Genomic DNA, 21,742 nt, shown 5'->3' on the forward strand with positions numbered 1-21,742 from the left:
ACCGGCATGCTGCTCGTGCTTGCGTTGCTCGTCATCGTATTCGCCGTCAACCAGCCGGCGTTTTTGAACATCGACAATCTCTTCAGCATTTTGCAAGCGGTGTCGATTGTCGCGTTGCTGGGGATTGGCGTAACAGTGACGCTTGCCGCGGGCGGCTTCGATCTTTCCGTGGGCAGTGTGGCTGCCTCGGCGCAGATGGCGGCGAGCTATGTGCTAATCGTCTGGCACGGCAACGCGCTGGAAGCGGTTGCGGCATGCCTCGTCCTTGGTGTCGCCGCAGGCCTGTTTAATGGCCTGCTGATTACACGTCTGCGTGTGCCGGACCAGTTGGCAACACTTGGCACGCTGTTTCTTCTTGCTGGTCTGCAATTGATTCCGACGGGCGGCCGTTCGCTCGCAACTGGCACGATTCTGCCCGATGGCACTGAAACGACAGGTGTCTTTCCCGATGCATTTCTCGCGCTCGGGCGCCTGCGATTGTTCGATGTCGTGCCATTGCCGGTGATCGTGCTGCTCGTGCTCACCGTAGTGGCGTGTGTCGTGATGGAAACCACACGCTGGGGGCGGGTCATCTACGCAATTGGTGGCAACGAAACAGCGGCGCGCCTCGCCGGTGCGCCGACCGCGCGATACCGCGTCGCTGCCTACGTCGCGTCGGGCGTGATTGCCTCGCTGGGTGGCGTGCTGATTGCCGCACGTGTTGGACGTGGCGACGTCAGCGCAGGCCATTCGATGCTGCTCGATGCGGTGGCGGCTGCGCTGGTCGGCTATGCAGTCTGGGGCGCCAAGCGGCCCAACGTGTTTGGTACGGTAGTCGGCGCGGTATTCGTCGGCGTTTTGCTTAACGGCCTGACGATGTTAAATGCGCCGTACTACATGCAGGATTTCATCAAGGGCGTATTGCTGGTGGGTGCGTTGGCGTTCACGTTCAGCGTGGGGCGTGGCACGGAATCTCACGCATAGCGGCCACGTCTTTGCGCGAAGCTGACGGCCAGCACGGCGAAGATCAGCGCACCGGTCGCAACCTGCTGCCAGTAGAAATTCCAGCCAATCAGCAGCAAACCGTTTGCGACCAGGCTTAGCAGCAGGACACCAAGCAGTGTGCCGACGACGCCGGGACGGCGCGTCGGTGACAGCGTCGTGCCAATGAAGGTCGCGCCGATCGCATTGAGCAGATAACCGTTGCCGGCCTGCGGCACGTAAGCTTTGACGGTCGACGACAAGATCAAACCGACGACGCCATAAATCAATGCGCTGGCAATAAACGTCACCAGCGTGATGGCCGCAACCGGCAGGCCGGAATAACGTGCCACGCCGGGTTGTGCGCCGAGCGCGGTTAGCTGCCTGCCTAACGCGGCATGCGCGAGTGTGACATGCACGCCGAGCGCCAGTACCGCCACGATCCAGAGCGGCACAGGCAAGCCTGCAAATGTGCCGTGTGCCAGCGCGCTAAAGAGCGGCGGCAACGCGACGTTGAGCAGGTATACCGGCTGACCGCCGTCGGTGGCGAGCTGTTGGACAGTCTGGCCGATAAAGAGCGTGCCCAGCGTAGCAAGAAACGGCGCAATGCCAAGCCAGCCGATCAGCACGCCGTTAAACGCGCCGACGACGAGCGCTGCAGCAAGGCCGCCGAGCGCCGCGGGCACGACGCCAACCTGGTGTGCGCTTAGCAGGACAAACGCGAGGCTGGCTACATCGATTGATGTGCCGAGCGATAGATCAATGGCACCCAGCGACAACACGAGCGTCATCCCAAGCGAAGCAATTGCCAGCAGTGCGAAATTGTTCAACAGCACGTTAGCAAGATTATCCGCTCGCGCGAAACCGGGCGCGAACATCGCGAAGAAAGCGATCACCGCAATCAGTGCCGCCACCAGCGCGAAGCGCTGCAAGCGGCCAATCTGTTCAATCATGAGCTTGATTCCCTGCATGGCGGCGCACGAGCGCCGTAGTGGCAACGACGAACAGGATCAATGCACCTTCGACACCGTTGACCCAATAGCTCGATACGTTGTCGAGCTGAAACCCGTTGCTGATGACGCCGATAAAGAGAACGGCGAGCAGTGTGCCAGGGATGGTCGGCACGAGCCGCCGCGAAAATACGACGCCGAGTAGCGCTGCGGCCACGGTGGCGAGCAGATTCTCCCCGGCGCCGGGCGAACTACCGCTGAGCAGTGCGGTAGACGCCAACGCAGCGAGCGCTGCGGCAATCCCACTCAATATGTAGCTCGCAGCAATATAGCGGTTCGTCCGTATGCCGGCGGCCTGCGCTGCATCGCGATGCGCACCGGTGGCGCGTAGCCGCAGCCCGAATGGCGTGTAATGAACCACTACCGTAAACAACGCGGCAACGACGAGCAGCGCGTAGGCAAGATGCGGCACGCCGAATGCGCCGTTATCGAGCAGAGAGCTCAGCAGTGTGCCGCTCGCAGGCACTGACGTGTTCTGCGTCAGCACCAGTTCGAATCCGGCACAGAGATTCATCGTGGTCAGCGTGGCGAGCAGCGGAAAGATGCGCAGTACGATAACGGCGAATGCGTTAAGCGCACCGACTCCCGCGCCTGCTGCGAGCGTCAACAGCAGGGCATTGTCAGGTGCGATGCCTTCGCGTTGTGCTACGGCATAAACGGCCGCACACAGTCCGAGATTGGCCGCCACCGAAAGATCGAGACCGCCTCTAAGCGGATCCGCACCGCCACCGATCAGCACAACCGTCAAACCGAAACCGAGAATCCCAACGACAATGGATTGCTGCAACACGTTCGCAAGATTCCCAACCGTGAAAAACAACGGCGAGCTCACCGCGAAGCCAATAAAGACCACGGCGAACGCGAGCGCCGCGCCGCTTCTCAGCCACCATTGAGCGCCGAAGAGCCGCTCGGGCAATTCGAACTTGCTGGTACGCGGCGCGGCATCGAGTACCTTGCTCATGCTGCGATCTCCTGTTGTCCTGTCGAACCGTGCGTACCGCGTGCTCCGGTGGCCCATGCGAGCACGTCCTGGCTATCGGCTTCGCTCGAAACAAGTTCGCGCACGATGCGGCCGCGCGCCATCACGAGCACGCGGTCGGTGACGCCGAGCAGTTCGATCAGGTCGCTGGAGAACAGCAGGACGGCGGCACCATCGCGGGCGAGCCGGTCGAGTAGCCGGTAGATTTCGATCTTTGCGCCGACGTCGACGCCCACCGTGGGTTCGTCCAGCAGATAGAGCGAAGAGGTGCGGCTCAGCCATTTCGCGAGCGCGACCTTCTGCTGGTTGCCGCCGGAGAGATGCCGTACAGGAGTTTCCGTACTGGACGTGCGCACCGCCAGTTCTTCGATCAGGCGTTGCACGGTATCCGTTTCGCGGCGTTGCGCTAGTAGTCCGAAACGACTGAAACGGGCGAGGCTTGCAAGCGTCGTGTTCTCTCGCACCGAGAGCGCTGGCGCTACGCCATGCGCGCGTCGGTCCTCGGGGACGAAAGCGATGTGCTCGCGCACGGCGTCTTGGGGACGGCGCAGGCGCACCTCCTTGCCGTCCACTTCTATTTCGCCCTGCACCCCGCGTTCGAGGCCGAACAGGCTGCGCACTACGGGCTTGCCACCGGAGCCGAGCAAACCGGTGATGCCGACGATCTCGCCGCGTCGCACATTGAACGACACGTCTTCAAAGCGTCGCGGCGCGCTCAGATTGCGCACGTTGAGGACAACTTCCCCTGGCGTGCGCGCTGACGTTTCAGCTCGCGCTTCCGCCTGAGTGCCGATCATTGCAGTGACGAGGGCTTCGGTAGGCGTCGAGCGCGCGTCGACATGGGCGACATCCACGCCGTCGCGCAACACGGTGACCTGATCGCAGATAGCAGCGATCTCGTTGAGGTAGTGCGACACGTACAGGATCGTCAGGCCGCGTTGCCGCAAACGGTCGATGGTTTGCAGCAGACGGTCCACTTCACGGCTAACCAGTGCGGCCGTCGGTTCGTCGAAGACGAGAATGTGCGGCTCACGGACCAGTTCGCGCGTGATCTGCACGATCTGTTGTTCAGCGACGCTCAGGTCCCCGATGAGCCGGTTCGGTGGAATGTCGACCCCAAAGTGGTTGTGCAACGCGTCGCGCGCGTCGCGGTTCATGCGTCGCACGTCGAGCAGCCGGAAGCCGTTCGTTACCTTTGGACCTATGGCGCGTTCGTCGCCGAGCCAGAGCGCTTCGGCCACCGTGAAGGTGGCCGGCAGCAAGCGCTCCTGGTGAATGAAACCAATTCCCGTGGCGCTTGAGCGGTCCGATGCGGCGAGCGCTTGCGAGACTCCGTCGACGGCAGTCGTGCCCGAGTCGGCGTCGTGAATGCCGGCGAGGATCTTGATGAGCGTCGACTTGCCCGCACCGTTCTGTCCGATCAGACCATGAACGGTACCGCGCGCTACCTTCAGCGAGGCGCCGCGCAGCGCGGGCACACCGTCGAAATGCTTGACGATGTGGTGTAGCTCGAGCGCAGCAGGGATTTCGGCGCTCATTTTGCAGCGAGCTGACCGAGGGTCTGCTGGATCGTACCGGCGTTGTCCTTGGTGACGAGGATGGACGGCACATAGGTGTATGGCGCCAATGTGTGATCGCCGGCGAGATAGCGCGCAACGTTATCGACCGCGGTTTTGCCGATCAACGCGGGTTGCTGCGCTACGACAGCCGCGGCGCTGGATTTCGGATCCTTGACGAGCGTGACGACGTCAGGGCTGCCATCGACCGCATAGGTCTTGATCTCGTCGCGATGCGCGGCATCCACGGCCTGAGTGGCGCCAACCTGCGGCACGTCCCAGGCGGACCAGATCGCAGCGACCTGTCCCTTCGGATACTTCTGCAGCAACTGGCTCACTTGCGCATACGCGCTTTGCACCGTGTTAGGAATTACATCACGCAGTTCGGGCTGGATGATGTGTACTTTCGGGTAGTACTTGAGCACGGCCTTCAACTGGTCATAGCGGATCGCGCACACCGGCACGCCGTAAAAGCCGTTGAAGACGAGGATGTTGCCTTCGCCGTGGATGTCGTTGACGAGCTTTAGCGCGAGCTGCTCGCCGATGAAGAAATTATCCGAAGTGGTGTCGTTGATGCTCGACGGCGAAGCGGTATCGATCGTAAACAACGGGATGTTGGCCTGGCGGATTTTCTGCAACCACGGCTCGAGCACCGTTGCAGTACCCAATTGCTCCACGATTGCATCGGGCTTCTGCGCGATCAAGGTTTGAATCTGCGCGATCTGGCGATTGTCGTTACGGCCCGCGTCGAGTGCGATCGGTGTGCCGCCGAGGCGCTTCACTTCGTCGACGGCGCCCTGGTAGGCCTTGAGGTCCCAGTAGTGATCGGTGCCCGCAGCGGTAATGCCGATGCGCTTGCCTTTGAGCGAAGGCACGGAAGCCGCGTTGTCGGTTGCATCTGCTGCGGGTGCAGCGCCCTGGGCGTGAGCGTGAATGGCGATACCGCCGACCATGCCAAAGACTGTCGCGGCCAGCAGCGAAGAGAGAGTGTTGTGCAAGCGTTTCATGTTGTCCAGATCAAAGAGGCAGAAGGTGTCCAGCTTGCGACGACTTTAATCAACAACCCGCTGCGCATGAAACCATCAAATCCAACTATGCTTATCACGCTTTAGCCGAAGTGCTTATGGGCGATTCCATGGCGGTTGGTTTGCCATCCGAAGGAATATCTATTTCTCAAACGTTCAGTTTGCGCGTGTCGTACCCGCTGATAGATTGTGCGAACAGTCACTCAAGCGGAGATTTGTATGGCCGAGCTTTACGAAGCGACCTCATCGCATACAAGCGGTGCAGGTCAGCATGCGGTGCGCCTCATTCGGGACGACGCCCAGGCCATCGCCGTGGCGCACGAACTGGCGGTTCGCCTCGCGCAAGACGCGCCGCAGCGGGATCGCGAGCGCCGTTTGCCGCATGAAGAGATCGAGTGGTTCTCGCAATCGGGGCTGTGGGCGATCACCGTGCCGAAGGCTTATGGTGGCGCGGGTGTTTCCTTCGCCACGCTGACCGAAGTGATCAAGATCATCGCGGCGGCAGATCCGTCGTTAGGACAGCTGCCGCAAAACCACTTCGGCCTTGTCGATGTGATTTCGCTGACCGGCACGGAAGATCAGAAGCGCTATTTCTTTACCCAGATACTGGAAGGCAAGCGCTTCGGCAACGGCTTCTCCGAGAAGGGCACGAAGCACGTACTCGATCTGAAAACGCGCGTGCGGCGTGATGGCGGCGACTATGTCGTCGATGGCACCAAGTTCTATTCGACCGGTGCACTGTTTGCGCATTTCGTGCCGGTGCTGGGGCTCGACGACGAGCGCAAGGGCTGGCTCGCTTATATTCCGAAGGGCACTCCGGGCCTGAATGTGATCGACGACTGGTCGGGCTTCGGGCAACGCACTACGGCGAGCGGCACTGTGGTGCTCGAAGCGGTGCGCGTGCCGGCGTCGCATGTTTTTCCTGCGCATCGCGTCTCCGATTTTCCCACGCTGAATGGCCCGATCTCGCAGATCATCCAGGCGGCAATCGACGCCGGCATCGCGCAAGCGGCGATAGCGGATACCCTGAAGTTCGTGCGCACGCGTTCGCGCCCGTGGATCGACAGTAACGTCGAGCGCGCCAGCGACGATCCTTTGACCGTGCGCGAAGTCGGGCACCTGCATATCCAGTTGCACGCGGCCGAGGCGCTGCTCGAACGCGCCGCAAGGACACTCGATGTGATCGCCGCGAAAGGCGACACGACCGAGGACGATGTTGCGGTGGCGTCGGTGGCAGTAGGTGAAGCGAAGGTGTTGACCACTGAGATTGCGTTGCTGGCGAGCGAAAAGCTCTTCGAACTGGCCGGTACGCAATCCACGCTGGGCGAACACAATCTCGACCGGCACTGGCGCAATGCACGCACACATACGTTGCATGATCCCGTCCGCTGGAAATATCACCTGGTCGGCAACTACTATCTGAACGGCGTCAAACCGGCTCGCCATCCGTGGAATTGACGCTATGAATGCTTTTGCAGAAACCGTGGCTTCTCACGCGCCTCATGCGCCGCAGGCAGCGCGTATCGCGAACGATCAGCAGGCACTCGAGGTTGCACATGCGGTTGCGGGCACGCTTGCGGAAGGCGCTTCGCAGCGCGACCGCGAGCGCCGCTTGCCGTATGCCGAGATCGGCATCTATTCGGCGAGCGGTCTGTGGGGCATTGCTGTGCCGCGCGAGTTTGGCGGCGCGGAGGTCTCGTACGCCACGCTTGCAGAGGTGACCGCAATCATCTCCGAGGCGGATCCGGCGCTCGGGCAGATTCCGCAGAACCACTTTTACATGCTCGACGTGCTGCGCGTAAACGGTACACGCGAACAACAGGCGTTCTACTTCGAACGTGCCTTGGCGGGAGAGCGATTCGGCAATGCGCTCTCCGAGCGCGGCACAAAAACAGTCGCTGATTATCGGACCACGCTCGTGCCAGACGGTGATGGCTTTCGCATCAACGGCACGAAGTTCTACTCGACGGGTGCGCTGTTTGCGCAGTGGATTCCGATTGTCGCAAAGGCGGCGGACGACACCTTGTATGTTGCTTTCGCTAGCGCGCAGACACCGGGGCTGTCCGTGGTGGATGACTGGTCCGGATTCGGCCAACGCACGACCGGTAGCGGCACGACTACGCTCGACAACGTGTACGTCGAGGCATCCGCCGTCGTGCCCTACAGCTCGGCGTTCGACGCGCGGCCCACGACGGTCGGGCCAATCGGTCAACTGATTCACGCTGCGGTCGATCTCGGCATCGCACGCGCCGCTGTTGACGACGCACGGCGTTTCGTGCGCGAACGTTCGCGACCGTGGATCGATAGCGGGGTTGAGCGAGCCAGTGATGATCCGCTAACGCTCGAACTGTTCGGCAAGCTCGCACTGCAATTGCACGCGGCCGAAGCGCTTCTCGAACGTGCCGGACGGCGAGTGGACGCAGCGGTTAAAGAGTCGACAGCGCAGACGGTCGCTTCGGCTTCCATTGCCGTGGCCGAAGCGCGTGCCGCGACCACCGAGATCGCGCTGCAGGCGTCCACGCGTCTGATCGAGCTGGCCGGTACCCAGGCCACGCTTGCCGAGCACAACCTCGATCGTCACTGGCGCAATGCACGCACCCATACCTTGCACGACCCGGTGCGCTGGAAATACATCGCGGTTGGCAACTACTACCTGAACGACGTACTGCCCCCGCGTCACGGCGCGATTTGACGTTCAATTCGCGCTTGCCTTGGGCATTGTGCGCATCACCTAACTGGATCCGATTATGGCCAGACAGATCCGTCTAAACGCATTCGACATGAACTGCGTCGGACATCAATCGCCGGGATTGTGGGCGCATCCGCGCGACACATCCTGGCGCTACAAGCACCTCGATTACTGGACCGATCTCGCGAAGCTGCTCGAGCGCGGCAAATTCGACGGCCTGTTCATTGCCGACGTGCTCGGCATCTATGACGTTTTCAAGGGCAACGGCGAATCGGCGATTCGTCAGGCCGCGCAGGTGCCGGTCAACGATCCGGTGTTGCTGGTGTCCGCAATGGCTCACGTGACCGAGCATCTCGGCTTTGGCGTGACGTGTTCGCTTTCGTACGAACATCCTTATCCGTTCGCGCGGCGTATGTCCACACTCGATCACCTGACCAACGGAAGAGTCGGCTGGAACATCGTCACGTCGTATCTGGACAGCGCGGCCCGCAATGTCGGATTGCCGAGCCAGGCCAATCATGACGAACGCTACGCGTTGGCCGAAGAGTATCTGGATGTCTGCTACAAGCTGTGGGAATCGTCATGGGAAGACGATGCCGTTGTACGCGATGCGACACGGCAGGTCTTTACCGAACCCTCCAAGGTGCATCCGATCGATCACCACGGACAGTATTTCGACGTACCAGGGATTCACCTCTGTGAACCGTCGCCCCAACGTACACCGGTGTTGTATCAGGCGGGCGCGTCAAAGAGAGGCAAGGATTTCGCGGCACAGCACGCCGAATGCATCTTCATAGCGGCGCCTTCGCGAACCATTCTGAAGCAGTTTGTCGCCGATATTCGCGCTCGCGTGAAGTCGTTCGGCCGTGATCCGCACGACGTGCTGATCTTTAATCTGCATACCGTGATTACCGGCAAGACCTCGGCCGAAGCGCACGCCAAGCATGCGGACTACCGGCGCTATACGAGCGATGAGGGCGCGCTTACGTTGATGTCGGGTTGGACAGGTATCGACCTGTCGAAGTACGACCTCGACGAGCCGCTGCGTCACGTGGAGAGCAACGCGGTGCAGTCCGCGGTAGAAGCGCTCTCGAGCGCCGATCCTACGCGTGTGTGGACCGTGCGAGAGATCGCGAAGTGGGGCGGCATAGGCGGCCTTGGGCCGCTCTCGGTTGGCGATCCGCAGGAGATTGCCGACGAACTGCAGTCATGGGTCGAAGAGACCGATGTCGATGGTTTCAACCTCGCCTACGCGTTGACGCACGAAACGTTTAGCGATTTCGTGGATCTGGTTGTGCCCGAACTGCAACGACGTGGCGTCTACAAGACCGAGTATGAGAGCGGCACGTTGCGCGAAAAGCTGTACGGCGGCAGTGCGCGTCTGGCTGAGCCACACCCGGGTGCCCGCTATCGCGCTCATCACACGGTCCATGCGGGCTAACGCTTCGCCTTCGAATTTAAAACTTCACGAACTATTAGACAACGCGCTGAGGAGCATTCATGAAATCACTGTTTCGTCGTATATCGGGTGGGCGTCGCATGGTCGGCGCGTTGGCACTCGTGTCTGCGACCGTGTTGCTGGGTCAGACAATCCAGGCCGAGCCGCTCAAGGGCGCACCAGCACCGTTCAATAAAGGTGGCGTGAAGATCGCGCTGGTCAACTACCTGTCGACTGGGGACTTCTTCCAGGCCTATGAGGCTGGCGCACAGAAACAGGCGAAGGCGCTCGGCATCGATCTGCGCATTTACGAAGGACGGCAGGACGCCGCCGAGCAGCGTGAGCAGATCCAGCAGGCGATCAGCCTGGGGGTCTCGGCGATCATCGTGAATCACGGCTTACCGGAATCGCTTAAGGATGTGGTGCAGCGCGCGCTCGACAAGGGCATCAAGGTGGTCGCATTCGACGTCGACCTTAATAATCCCAAAGTGCCGCAGATCGAGCAGAGCGATCATGATCTGGCCACGCTGTTGCTGAATCAGGCAGTGAAAGACAATGGCGATTCATTCGCGGCAGGGTATGTGTACGTAGCGGGCTTCGCACCGCTCGATCGCCGCGATGCGGTGTGGCGCGACTTCAAGAGCGCGCATCCGCAGGTACAGGAGAAAGCGCGTTGGGGCACGGTGGACAACCCGATCGCGCAATCCGTCGCGAATCAGGCGGCCGCTGCTTACCGTGCGCATCCGGAGATTCGCGTGGTGTTTGCCCCGTATGACGAATTTGCGCGTGGTGCGACGCTCGCGGCGAACGAGGCGAACCTCGGCTCGAAGCTCCGCATTTACAGCGCGGATATTTCGACCGCGGACATCGAAGCGATCCGCGCGCCGGATAGCCCGTGGGTCGCCACAGCCGCAACCAATCCGGCGGTCGTGGGCGCAGTGTCGGTACGCGCGGCGGCGCTGGAAGTGGCAGGAGACGATCCCGGGCATCACATCGTGGTGAAGCCGACATTGATCACACGCGACGACCTCGTGAAGAACGACATCAAGACGGTTGCCGAACTGGGCGCCAAATTCCCGGCTTTTCGCGCGAGTGACGCGGCCAGCGCGGCGTGGATTCCGGCTGCGGAGTGAATTCACGGCCGGGCTGAGGCCCGGCAATCCGGCATTGGCAGGACGGGTGTCTTGAGCGACAATCGCGGCCATCGGTCGACACCCGTCGCGAGGAGCTTGCCATGTCGGTACTGGTACTGGGGTTGGTAATTTTTCTGGGCGCGCATTCGGTGCGAATCTTTGCCGAATCGTGGCGTACACGGCAGATTGCGCGCTTGGGGGCGAATGGGTGGAAGGGCCTCTATTCGGTAACCTCTGGCGTGGGGTTGGTGCTGATCATCTGGGGGTACGGGATCGCACGACGCGATCCTGTCTTGCTGTGGGCACCGCCGGTTTGGGCGCCGCATCTTACTGCGTTACTGACGCTGATTGCATTTGTTCTCTTTGTTGCGGCTTACGTCCCGCGCAATCACTTTAAGACCTGGGTCAAGCATCCGATGTCGCTTAGCGCCGCGCTGTGGGCTTTAGGGCATCTGCTGGCTAATGGGACTTTGAACGCGGTTGTCCTGTTTGCAGCTTTTCTGGTTTGGGGTGTGGTGGGCTATCGCGCTGCGCGGCGGCGGGACCTAGTTTCAGGGGTGGTTTATCCGGCCGGGACGGTGGCGATGGATGCGTTGGCGGTGGTGGTTGGGGTGGTGGCGTGGGTCGTGTTTGTGTTCTGGTTGCACGGGTGGTGGATTGGGGTGAAGCCGTTGGGGTGAGGGCGTCGATGAGCAGTCCGCCAACCACGACACAGCGAAAAAAAGCCCGCACACAAGCGGGCCCAAAGTACTCGGAGTTTCGCGATCAAGATCGCGAGAGGCAATCCTATCGCGCCAATATGAAAGCCCCGTGAAAGATCGATCACAGATCGAAGAACACGGTTTCCTGTTCGCCCTGCATATGGATATCAAACCGGTAAACGGTCTTGCTGGTTCCCGGCACACGTCGCGCGATCAAAGTCGTGCGCCGCTCCGCTGGCACAGCAGCCAACACCGGATCGCTCTCATTGGCTGCCGCCTCGTCGTCGAAATAAATCCGCGTGAACGTATGCAGCAACATCCCGCGCATCGTCAGGATCACATTCAGATGCGGCGCTTCATTCGCTGAAGCCCGCCCCGGCTTTACCGTTTCGACGATAAACCGCTTCTGCGGATCCGTCCCGGTGCCAACCCGAGCAAACCCGCGGAATCCGCTCGACGCGATCTCTTCGCGCGAAGCCGGATACTTCCCTTGGCTGTCCAGTTGCGATATCTCCAGCATCGCATCGCCTACTACCTTGCCATCGCCATCGAACACCTGGCCGACAACCGAAATATGCTCGCCAGCGGCTTCGTAATCGGCAACCGCGGCAGTGAAGAGGCTCTTGAAATCAAAGTTGTACTGCTCGGGGCACAGCCCATACGCGAAGTACGGTCCAACCGTTTGCGAAGGCGTTTGCTTGAGTGTGGTCATGGCTTAGCGCTCCATCGGAGTTTCGTTAGGGCCGCGCAGCACGATGTCGAAATCGTAGCCGAGCGCGTAGGCTTCTTCGGTCGTATCCAGCGAGAAGCGCGATACAAGACGCTCGCGTGCCTGCTCAGGTGTGCCCTGGAAGATCGGATCGAACGCCAGCAACGGGTCGCCGGGGAAATACATCTGCGTCACGAGTCGCGAACCGAAGTGATCGCCGAATAGCGAGAAGTGGATGTGATTCGGACGCCACGCGTTCGTATGATTGCCCCACGGATACGCGCCTGGTTTGATCGTCAGAAAGCGATACCGGCCCTCGTTATCGGTCAGGCAACGTCCGGCGCCCAGAAAGTTGGGATCGAGCGGCGCATCGTGCTGGTCGGCCTTATGCACATAGCGGCCGGCCGCGTTGGCTTGCCAGATTTCGACCAGCGTATTGCGCACCGGGCGGCCGCCCTCGTCGAGCACGCGGCCCGTCACGATGATGCGTTCGCCCAGCGGCGCGCCATTGCGTGCGGCATTGCGCGTCAGGTCGTTGTCGAGTTCGCCGAGGTCTTCCGCGCCATACACCGGCACGCGCTGATCGCGCAGCTTTTCCTTCAGCGGAATCAGCGGGCGTGTCGGGCCGCGCTTCACGGATGAACCGTAGCTGGGATACACGTGAGCGGGGTGCGATTCGAAATCGCGCGGAGTGAGGATGGACTCGTCCATGGGGTGTCTCCTTGGATGAATTATGGGATAGCAGGCTATGGCGGGACTTTAACTAATCCGAGAAGTTATGAAAAATGACGTTTTCTCGCCTTTCGTATAACCTGTCGTTATGCAACGAAGCCTCGCGGATAGCCGCGTCAAATTCCGTCATCTCCAGTGTTTTCTGGCCGTCGCACAGTTCGGCGGGGTCCAGAAGGCGGCTGAGAGCCTGTCCATCACGCAGCCTGCGGTCTCCAAGACGGTGGCCGAACTCGAGGCCATTCTTGGCGTCAGGCTGTTCGAGCGCGGCCGTCATGGGGCCGTGATCACCCGCGAGGGGCAGTTGTTCATGCCGCACGCCAGCGCTTGCGTCAGTGCGTTGCGGCTTGGTGTCGATCTGCTGTCGAGGGCCGAAGGCGCGGCGTCGGCGACGCTGGAGGTCGGTATTCTGCCCACCGTCGCCAGCGCGCTGGTGCCGCGGGTGCTCAAGCTGTTCGGCGCGCAATGGCCACGCGTGATTGTGCGCCTTGCGACCGGCGCGAACGCGGAACTGCTGGAGCGTTTGAAGGCCGGTTCGATTGAGTTCGCTGTGGGGCGTCTGGCCGATCCCGAGCGAATGGTCGGACTTAGCTTCGAGCAACTTTTCACCGAGCCGCTGATTGCGGTCGTGCGCGCCGGGCATCCGCTCGAGGCAAGTGCCGGGTTGCCGGCCACGTTGCTCGAAGGCTTCACGGTGGTCGTGCCGCCGTTCGGCACGCTGATCCGGCAGTCCGCAGATAGTCTGCTGGCGGCGTGGGGTGTGCCGCCGCTTTCGGCCTTCGTCGAGGTGCTGTCGGTATCGACGGGCCGCGCGCTGGCGCTCGAGAACGACGCGGTCTGGTTCGTGCCGCAAAGCGCCGTCGAATACGAGTTGGTACATGGCATGCTGGTACGCCTCCCGTTGCCGTTTGCCGGGACCGGCGAGCCAGTCGGCCTGATCCGGCGCTCCGATACGCAACCGTCGCCGGTGGGGCTGGCCTTGATCGATGCGCTGCGAACGGTCGCGCGGCAACGCATGGCGGATACGGCGGCGGCGCCGGTCAAGGCCAGCGCTAGCGCCGGTGCCAGAGCACGCGGGAGCACCGGCACCAGCGTCAGCGCAAACACAGACACCGGCGCGCCAAAGGCGCCAAAGCGCCGCCGCAAGCCCGCCTGAGCCTGCTTCCGCCGCGCCCAGGCTCGTTCAGCGAGACAGTCCCGCCAATCCAGCAAGCTCACGCGAAAGTGAACCATTCAGTACAAAATGCAGTTGCGGGCTGCCCCGTCTCCGGTGTACAAACACGGTGCGAAAGTCATGGCGCAATTTGCGTAGTGCGTAACATCCCCAGGTCGCAGCGGCATTGCGCAATCGCGATGGCCTGCGTACAACATCAGGAAGAGCGTCGGAACGTATGAACAAGGAGAGTGCCATGCCCAGCGACCTGCCCACTCCGGGCGACGCGATGCAGGCCATATCGGACCCGGAACACAATCCGCTCGGCACCGCCGGTCTCGAGTTCGTGGAGTTCGCCGCGCGCGATCCGCAGGTACTCGGGCAGACCTTCGAGCAACTCGGCTTCAAACCGATTGCGCGGCACGTCAGCAAGGACGTCACGCTATACCGCCAGGGCGAGATGAATTTTCTGCTCAATGCCGAGCCGGATTCGTTCGCTGCGCGCTACGCAGAGGAATACGGCGCGGGCATCTGCGCTGTGGGCATTCGCGTAGCCGACGCCCAGTTGGCCTTCGACCGGGCCGTCGAGCTAGGCGCCTGGGCCTTCGAAGGCGAGAAGGTCGGCAAGGGCGAACTGGTGATCCCGTCCATCCAGGGCATCGGCGATTCGCATATCTACTTCGTCGACCGCTGGCGCGGACGGGGTGGTCTGCGCGGCGGTGTAGGCGACATCTCGATCTTCGACATCGATTTTCGTCCTATCGAAATCGACACCGCCCACGCGGATCTGAGTCATGCCGGCACGGGTCTGGTCGCCATCGATCATCTGACGCAAACCGTCGGCGCGGGCAGGATGCAGGAGTGGCTCGATTTCTATCGCGACCTGCTTAACTTCCGCGAGATTCACGAGTTGCACGCCAACTGGCATGTCGCCGCGGAATCGCGCGTGATGGTGTCGCCGTGCGGGGCGATCCGTATTCCGCTCTACGAGGAAGGCACGCAGCGCACGAGTCTGATGCATGAATATTTGCCTGACCATCCGGGCGAGGGTGTGCAGCATATCGCCTTGGCCACCGGCGATATCTTTGCCTGCGTCGAGCAACTGATGGCCAATGGCATCGAATTCGTCGAACCGCCGCCGCGCTATTACGAGCAGATCGATGCGCGTTTGCCGGGGCATGGGCTCGATCTCGAGCGCCTCAAGCGCGGGCGGATTCTGGTGGACGGCGAGATCGGTGTGGATGGCGTGCCGTTGCTGTTCTTTCAGACTTTTGTGCGGCGCCGCGCCGGCGAGATCTTCTTCGAAATCGTGCAGCGCAAGGGACATCACGGATTCGGCGAGGGCAATCTGAGCGCGCTCGCCAAGGCCCGTTGATCGACGTCTCTATTGCCAGATCGACCAGAAGCGTTAGCGAATCGAATGCCAGAAGGCGGGAAGCGGCCGCTCAGTCTTCGTCTGCCTCGCTGGCCAACACGGGATTCGCGGCCCCATAGGCCGCAGCCTGCTCCAGCAACCACTCGCGGAAGCTCGCTAGCGGCCGGCCGTGGCTGAGCTCGGTGGGATAGACCAGGTAGTAGGCGGCTTCGGCAATCGCCGGCGCGTCGAACGGCACGATCAGCCCGAGTCGAGCGAATTGCGCATCCACGAAGAAGCGCGGCACCAGGGCGATGCCGAGCCCCGCCGCGGCGCCGCTGATCAACATCGTATGCAACTCGTAGCGTACGCCCTGCATCGTACGGTTATCGTCCACACCCAGTTTCTCGAACCAGTTCGCCCAGCCATCCGGGCGCGTCGTCGAGTGCAGCAGCGGGTAGTCGAGCAGTTCGGCGGGCGCGGTCACGGGCCGCTTCAATAGACTCGCCGCGCAGACCGGAATGACCTCCTCGCGAAACAGGAAGTCCGCAGACGTGCCGGGCCAGGTCGGCTTGCCGTAGTGAATCGCCGCTTCGAAGTGGGTCTCCGCAAACGGAAACGTGCCGGTGCGCACGCCCATATTCACGCGGACGTCGGGATAGCGCGCATTGAATTCGCCCATGCGCGGAATCAGCCAGTGCGATGCGAAGGTGGGGAGGGCGGCCAGTTCGAGGTAACCGCCGCCGCTGCCGTGCGCGACGATCGACAGCGTGTCGCGGTCGAGTCCTTCCAGCGCCCGGCGCACCTGAGCGCTGTAGACCTTGCCCGCCTTGGTGAGCACGACGCGTTGCTTGACCCGCACGAATAGCCTTACGCCGAGATTGCCCTCGAGCGTCGCGATCTGCCGCGAGACCGCGCTCTCGGTGAGAAAGAGTTCGCGTGCTGCGTGGGTGAAGCTTTCATGCCGTGCCGACGCTTCGAAAGCGAGCAGCGCGCCCATGTTGGGGATCTTGAACTTTCGCACGTTGATTCCGAAAACGCATCAAGTCTGAAGTTTATCTCGCTTTACGGCACCCGCGTGGATTTGAATAATTGCCGTCGAACGACGCCGGGCTTGCGTCCAAGCGACGCGGCACTGGCGGATCCCCTTACATGCGTCGGCTCATGCAGCCTCCGCTCCGGAGAAAGAACGTGCAGAACCTGCGAAATGCAAATGTCGAACAACTGCTGCTGAAACTGATCGGCGCCGAGAAGACCGCGGCGCTCTTCAAGACGCTGAACCATCCGCAAGTACTCAATGAATGGGAACCCGGCGTGGTCACCCGCGCGGAACTCGCGCAGGCGATGAACATGGTCCTGTTCGAAGACCTGCTGACGCGCTCGGCGAACGGCCGCGCCCACACGCAGGACGCGCTGACCGCGGGCGGCAGCGTGTACTTCGATCACGGGGCGTTGCGCACGGTGCGTTGGGCGTCGAGTGGAGCGTTGCCGCCGGGCGAGGCCGCATTCGCTCGCATTTTGCGGCCGCTCGGTTTTCGCATCAACGGACGCTATCCGCTCGATCGTCTTGGCATGACGGGCCGCGCATGGGCGCATGAGGATGCACCCGATGAAATCGCCCAGTTCTTCGTCAGCGAATTGCATCCGGAGCGCTTCTCGCCTGAATTTCAGCAGGCCGTCACGAATGTGATCGGGACATCGCGCGATCCGTTGACGCCGCTCGCCACGGCGCATCTTTGGGAACTCGAGCGTGAAGGCGTGCTGCCGCTCGCGGCGGCGCACGAATTGCTCCCGGTGATCGTGGGCGCGTTTGCGCGGCAACACGAGACGCCACGCGAGGCCGATTACGAAGTATTGTTGAAGGAGTCGGCGGAAATGGCGTGGATCGCCACCGAAGGTAATGCGTTCAATCACGCAACGGATCGCGTCGCCGACGTGTTCCAGCTTTCGGATGACGAAAAAGCCAAGGGACGTCCGATGAAACCCGAAGTCGAGCGTTCGCGTTCGGGCCGGGTGTTTCAGACCGCTTACCGGGCGGATATCGTGAAGCGCGAATTCCGCGCGGCGGATGGCAGCACGGTGACGCGTGAGGTGCCGGGATCGTTCTACGAGTTCATCACGCGCAAGCGGACGTTCGATCAGGACACGCGCCGCTGGGAAACGGACCTGCGTTTCGATGCGGGTAATGCTCAGGGGATCTTCAAGATGACCGCCAGTCAGGCTGCGTAAATACGCTTCCGGGCTGCTTGATTAGCAGGTCTATGAGCGTGCCGCGCTCATTCGCACGAGAGGGCAGTCGAGGTGGAATCGTCAACCGATGAGACACGGGTTAAAGCAACTGGCACCCCATCCGTAGCTACGCCGTTTCGCGGTACGGCGGCCGTCATGCAATCGCTCGAAGCCGATCTGCGGCAGCATGTGCGCGGCGAAGTGCGGTTCGATCAGGCGTCCAAAGCGCTGTACTCGTCGGATGCGTCGAACTATCGACAGGTGCCGCTTGCGGTGGTCGTGCCGGCCAATGTCGACGATCTCGTTGCCACCGTCACCGTGTGCCGGCGCAACGATGTGCCGTTCCTGCCGCGCGGCGGGGGCACGTCGCAGAATGGACAGTGCGTGAATGTGGCAGTCGTTGCGGACGCGAGCAAGTATGTGAATCGCGTTGTCTCCGTGGACCCGGTGGCGCGCACCGCGATCGTCGAACCCGGCGTGGTCTGCGACACGTTGCGCGATGCCGCGGAACAGCATGGCCTGACCTTCGCTCCGGATCCGGCCACGCACAGTCGCTGCACGCTGGGCGGCATGATTGCCAACAATTCTTGCGGCGCGCATTCGGTGATGGCCGGCAAGACGGTCGAGAACATCGAAGCGCTCGAGATCGTCACTTACGACGGCGCGCGCTTCTGGGTCGGTCCTACGCAGGATGATGAACTCGAACGCATCATTGCGGCTGGCGGTCGGCAGGGCGAGATTTATGCGGCGCTTAAACAGCTGCGCGATGCGTATGCCGACCTGATTCGCGCGAAATTCCCGCAAATCAAACGGCGCGTGTCGGGCTTCAATCTCGACCAGCTGTTGCCGGAAAACGGCTTCAATGTCGCGCGTGCGTTAGTTGGGACTGAAGGCACGTGTGCGATTACCTTGCAGGCGAAAGTACGGCTGGTGAAAAGTCCCGCCAAACGCGTGCTGCTCACGCTTGGCTTCACGGATATCTTCACGGCCGCCGACGCGGTGCCGCATTTCATGCATTGCGGACCGATCGCCATCGAGGGACTCGACCGGGCAATCATTCGTGGCCTGCAGGCGCGTGGTCTGAAAAAGGAAGAGATTGCGCTCCTGCCCGCGGGCGATGCGTGGGTCGTGCTCGAATTCGGCGCGGATTCGCACGACGAGGCAGTGTTGCAGGCTCGCGCGGCGGCTGAGTATTTTGCATCGGGCGCGGCAGGGCCCGATGTTTCGATGGAGCTCGTCGAAGATCGTGCGTTGCAGGCGAAGGTCTGGTCGATTCGCGAGACGGGTGCATCGGCGGTGGCGCTTTCGGTTGACCCTGCGCGTCCCGATCCGATCGTCGGATGGGAAGACGCGGCGGTCGATCCTCTACGGCTCGGCGATTATCTGCGTGCCTTTCAGGCGATGGTCGATCGTTACGGCTATGAAACCAGCTTGTACGGCCACTTCGGCGACGGCTGCGTGCACGCTCGCATCACCTTCGATCTGCGTACGGCAGAGGGCATTGCGACATGGCGCGGTTTTCTGCGTGAAGCGGCCGAACTGGTGGTGGAATTTGGCGGCTCGTTGTCGGGCGAACATGGCGATGGTCAGGCGAAGGCTGAGTTTTTGCCCATCATGTATGGGCCAGAATTGATGCAGGCGATGGAGCAGTTCAAGGCGATCTGGGATCCGGCGAACCGTCTTAATCCCGGCAAGGTAGTGCATGCGTATCGTGCCGATGAAAACTTGCGCATGGGGCCGGCGTACAGGACGGTGACCCTGCAGACCAGACTGACGTTCGCCAGTCAGGAGGGCGATGGTTTTCAGCGCGCGGTGGAACGTTGCATTGGCATGGGCAAGTGCCGTTCGCTGGAAGGAGGCACGATGTGTCCCAGTTATCGGGCTACGCGCGAAGAGAAGTATTCGACTCGCGGCCGTGCTCATCTGTTTTGGGAAATGCTGCAAGGCGAAGTCATTAAAGATGGCTGGCAGAGCCGGGAAATCAAGGAAGCGCTCGATACGTGTCTTGCCTGCAAGGGCTGCAAGTCCGATTGCCCCACGCATACCGACATGGCCACGTACAAAGCGGAATTTCTTTCGCATTACTATGAAACTAATCGCCGGCCACGCCAGGCGATGTTCATGGGCCGGATTGGCGAGTGGGCGCCGATTGCAGCGCGCTTTCCACGGTTGGCCAATTTTATGACTTCGGCGCCGGGGTTGGCGTCGTTGGGTAAGTGGATGGCTGGGGTGGCGCAGGCGCGTGAGTTGCCGAAGTTTGCGAAGCAGACGTATCGGGAACGTGCGAGGCTGGCGGCGTTTGATTTGGGTTTGTCTGAGGTGGCCCCACCTAAGCCGGCCGCACCTAAGCCGGTCGCTCGCAAAGTCATCCTCTGGGTGGATACGTTCAGCGATCACTTCTCGCCGGAGATCGCCGAGGCCGCCGCGGACGTGCTAACCCAACTCGGCTGGCAGGTCGTGCTGCCTGAAAATCGCTTGTGCTGCGGTCGCCCGCTGTACGACTTCGGCCAGCTGGACCGTGCGCGGCAATTGCTCGTGAACGTGCTTGACGACCTCGCCGACGATATCGCAGCAGGTGTGCCGCTAGTCGGTCTTGAGCCCGGCTGCCTGTCGGTGTTCAAGGATGAACTGCTCAAGCAGCTACCCGATCATGCCCAGGCGAAGCGTCTATCGGCACAGACTTTCCTGTTCTCGGACTTCGTCGTGCGCGAGCCGTACGACTGGCCCAGGCTCGACGCCGAGGTGGTCGTACACGGCCACTGCCATCAGAAGGCGCTGTTCGGCATGCAAGGCGATACGGCGCTGCTGGAACGGCTCGGGGTGAAATGGAAGCTGCTCGATACCGGTTGCTGCGGCATGGCCGGTTCATTTGGCTTTAACGCGGAACACCATGAGCTCTCGGAGAAGATCGGCGAAGACAAACTGTTTCCGGCGATTCGCGGCGCGGCGGCGCAAACCATCGTATTGACCAACGGATTTAGCTGCCGCGAACAGATCGAGCACGGCACGGGGCGTCATGCATTGCATATTGCGCAGTTGGCGCAGCGGGCGTTGTTAAAGCGAGGTGCCGTGCACGCTGCGACTCGCGCGGCGCCTATTTCTTCGCCGAATCAGCCGCTACTTGTGGAATGTCCGCGCTGGTCGCCATCCAGAGTACTTCGGCGTCTTCATCGCTAGTGGAAACCGCAGCGTGACCCGTGCGGCTATCGAAATAGATACTGTCCCCCGCATTCAGATGCGTAGGGGCGTAGAGCTCGGAGTACAGGCACACGCTGCCGCTGATCACGTACAGAAACTCTTCGCCTTCGTGACGCCCCCAGTCGTCGAATGCATCCAGCGTGTGCGCCGAGATACGGATGCGAAACGGCAGCATTGCCTTATGGGCGAGGTCGGTGGCGAGCAGTTCCATCTGGTAGCCGCGATACGCGTGGCGTTGACCCGCATCCTTGCGAGTCAGCGCACGGCGACCGCCGGCGCTGACCTTCGGCGTGGAGCCGAACAGCTCGCCGATCTCGATCTTCAGGCCGAGCACGATCTTTTGCAGCACGTCGAAGGTCGGCGACATCAGGCCGTTTTCGACTTTCGAAAGCGTCGAGCGCGACACGCCGCACAGGCGGCTCGCTGTCTCGAGCGTCAGGTCCTGCGTCTGGCGCGCAGCACGCACGCGCCGGCCCAGATCCGAGGTGGACGGCTCCGCGGGTTTGGTGAGATGGGTATCCATGGAATGTAGGGACCGACGTTCGCCTTTTGGCGGGTAATGTTTCCGATCATAACATTGGGTGACCTCCCAAGCCTTTTCTGTCGGAGGTCGTCCAAAACAGGCTTAACAGTCGGTGCGCCTGGAGCCCGACCTCAGGGCATTTCGCTCAGGTTTTCTCATCGGAAACGCCAACGGTTCCTGGAGTGCCGAGGGGAAGACACCACTGGAAGCGATCGTCCTTACCGAGTACGGTGCCCCTGACGTGCTGCGCTACGGTGTGCGCCGCCAGCATGGAATAAAGTAGTCGCTCATGCGTTCTATAAAACGATATCGCGCAGTTGTTGCCGATCTTAAGAGACGAGAACACAAATGACCGA

General features: G+C 61.6%; 18 protein-coding genes. 10 read left to right on the forward strand and 8 right to left on the reverse strand.

The genetic code is table 11. From position 1 onward, the window contains the following. The first annotated feature begins 6 nt into the window (after window positions 1–6). A complete protein-coding gene (locus P3T20_RS34780) occupies window positions 7–963 on the forward strand; it encodes an ABC transporter permease (protein WP_429289304.1) in 957 nt (318 codons plus the stop codon). Here the strand turns inward: P3T20_RS34780 and P3T20_RS34785 are convergent. Genes P3T20_RS34785 through P3T20_RS34800 form a run of 4 tightly spaced genes read right to left on the reverse strand, consistent with a single transcriptional unit; the run spans window position 954 to window position 5,458 of the window. Then, window positions 954–1,913 carry an ABC transporter permease gene (locus tag P3T20_RS34785; protein ID WP_429289272.1) on the reverse strand — a complete coding sequence of 320 codons (960 nt, stop codon included), beginning with the start codon at window positions 1,911–1,913 and terminating at the stop codon, window positions 954–956. The two genes, P3T20_RS34780 and P3T20_RS34785, sit on opposite strands and share 10 nt — an antisense overlap. Continuing rightward, window positions 1,906–2,931: an ABC transporter permease gene (locus P3T20_RS34790; RefSeq protein WP_074266453.1), complete on the reverse strand. Its 1,026-nt coding sequence runs from the start codon at window positions 2,929–2,931 to the stop codon at window positions 1,906–1,908. Before P3T20_RS34790 ends, P3T20_RS34785 begins: the two co-directional genes overlap by 8 nt. Further along, window positions 2,928–4,487, reverse strand: a complete 1,560-nt coding sequence (locus tag P3T20_RS34795; protein WP_429289273.1) for a sugar ABC transporter ATP-binding protein — start codon at window positions 4,485–4,487, stop codon at window positions 2,928–2,930. The genes P3T20_RS34790 and P3T20_RS34795 overlap by 4 nt, the downstream gene beginning before the upstream one ends. Then, window positions 4,484–5,458 (reverse strand): sugar ABC transporter substrate-binding protein, encoded by a 975-nt coding sequence (locus tag P3T20_RS34800; RefSeq protein ID WP_429289305.1) that lies wholly within the window; start codon window positions 5,456–5,458, stop codon window positions 4,484–4,486. Before P3T20_RS34800 ends, P3T20_RS34795 begins: the two co-directional genes overlap by 4 nt. 291 nt (window positions 5,459–5,749) lie before the next feature. Here P3T20_RS34800 and P3T20_RS34805 point away from each other — a divergent pair, with 291 nt between their 5' ends. The 5 genes from P3T20_RS34805 (at window position 5,750) to P3T20_RS34825 (ending at window position 11,470) form a co-directional block, all read left to right on the forward strand. Then, window positions 5,750–6,988 (forward strand): SfnB family sulfur acquisition oxidoreductase, encoded by a 1,239-nt coding sequence (locus P3T20_RS34805; protein WP_429289274.1) that lies wholly within the window; start codon window positions 5,750–5,752, stop codon window positions 6,986–6,988. A 4-nt stretch (window positions 6,989–6,992) separates the two neighbouring features. After that, window positions 6,993–8,222, forward strand: a complete 1,230-nt coding sequence (locus P3T20_RS34810; RefSeq protein WP_429289275.1) for an SfnB family sulfur acquisition oxidoreductase — start codon at window positions 6,993–6,995, stop codon at window positions 8,220–8,222. Window positions 8,223–8,277: 55 nt separating this feature from the next. Then, window positions 8,278–9,660, forward strand: a complete 1,383-nt coding sequence (locus tag P3T20_RS34815) for an LLM class flavin-dependent oxidoreductase (protein ID WP_429289276.1) — start codon at window positions 8,278–8,280, stop codon at window positions 9,658–9,660. Window positions 9,661–9,719: 59 nt separating this feature from the next. Then, complete coding sequence (locus P3T20_RS34820) at window positions 9,720–10,790, forward strand: substrate-binding domain-containing protein (RefSeq protein ID WP_429289277.1); 1,071 nt, start codon at window positions 9,720–9,722, stop codon at window positions 10,788–10,790. Between the two features lie 101 nt (window positions 10,791–10,891). Further along, window positions 10,892–11,470 carry an NnrU family protein gene (locus tag P3T20_RS34825; RefSeq protein WP_429289278.1) on the forward strand — a complete coding sequence of 193 codons (579 nt, stop codon included), beginning with the start codon at window positions 10,892–10,894 and terminating at the stop codon, window positions 11,468–11,470. 142 nt (window positions 11,471–11,612) lie between these two features. Here the strand turns inward: P3T20_RS34825 and pcaG are convergent, their stop codons facing one another. After that, the gene (gene pcaG / locus P3T20_RS34830) at window positions 11,613–12,203 is read right to left on the reverse strand and encodes a protocatechuate 3,4-dioxygenase subunit alpha (protein WP_429289279.1); all 591 of its coding nucleotides are present in this window, start codon (window positions 12,201–12,203) and stop codon (window positions 11,613–11,615) included. A gap of 3 nt (window positions 12,204–12,206) precedes the next feature. Next, complete coding sequence (gene pcaH, locus P3T20_RS34835) at window positions 12,207–12,911, reverse strand: protocatechuate 3,4-dioxygenase subunit beta (RefSeq protein WP_074266444.1); 705 nt, start codon at window positions 12,909–12,911, stop codon at window positions 12,207–12,209. A gap of 109 nt (window positions 12,912–13,020) precedes the next feature. Between pcaH and pcaQ the strand changes: the two genes are divergently transcribed. Further along, on the forward strand, window positions 13,021–14,085 hold the full coding sequence (gene pcaQ / locus P3T20_RS34840) for a pca operon transcription factor PcaQ (protein WP_429289280.1): 1,065 nt from the start codon (window positions 13,021–13,023) through the stop codon (window positions 14,083–14,085). A gap of 253 nt (window positions 14,086–14,338) precedes the next feature. Beyond that, entirely contained in the window at window positions 14,339–15,457 is a 1,119-nt protein-coding gene (locus P3T20_RS34845; RefSeq protein WP_429289281.1) for a 4-hydroxyphenylpyruvate dioxygenase family protein, read from the forward strand. A gap of 70 nt (window positions 15,458–15,527) precedes the next feature. Here P3T20_RS34845 and P3T20_RS34850 read toward each other — a convergent pair whose 3' ends face one another. Further along, entirely contained in the window at window positions 15,528–16,460 is a 933-nt protein-coding gene (locus tag P3T20_RS34850; RefSeq protein WP_429289282.1) for a LysR substrate-binding domain-containing protein, read from the reverse strand. Window positions 16,461–16,636: 176 nt separating this feature from the next. Between P3T20_RS34850 and P3T20_RS34855 the strand changes: the two genes are divergently transcribed. Beyond that, complete coding sequence (locus P3T20_RS34855) at window positions 16,637–17,665, forward strand: DUF1338 domain-containing protein (protein WP_429289306.1); 1,029 nt, start codon at window positions 16,637–16,639, stop codon at window positions 17,663–17,665. A 156-nt stretch (window positions 17,666–17,821) separates the two neighbouring features. Then, window positions 17,822–20,842 (forward strand): FAD-binding and (Fe-S)-binding domain-containing protein, encoded by a 3,021-nt coding sequence (locus P3T20_RS34860; RefSeq protein ID WP_429289283.1) that lies wholly within the window; start codon window positions 17,822–17,824, stop codon window positions 20,840–20,842. Here the strand turns inward: P3T20_RS34860 and P3T20_RS34865 are convergent. Beyond that, on the reverse strand, window positions 20,760–21,386 hold the full coding sequence (locus P3T20_RS34865; RefSeq protein ID WP_429289284.1) for a helix-turn-helix domain-containing protein: 627 nt from the start codon (window positions 21,384–21,386) through the stop codon (window positions 20,760–20,762). The genes P3T20_RS34860 and P3T20_RS34865 overlap by 83 nt on opposite strands. Window positions 21,387–21,742 lie beyond the last annotated feature (356 nt).

The organism is Paraburkholderia sp. GAS206C, assembly GCF_050435645.1.
GTDB classification, from domain to species: Bacteria; Pseudomonadota; Gammaproteobacteria; order Burkholderiales; family Burkholderiaceae; genus Paraburkholderia; species Paraburkholderia phenazinium_B.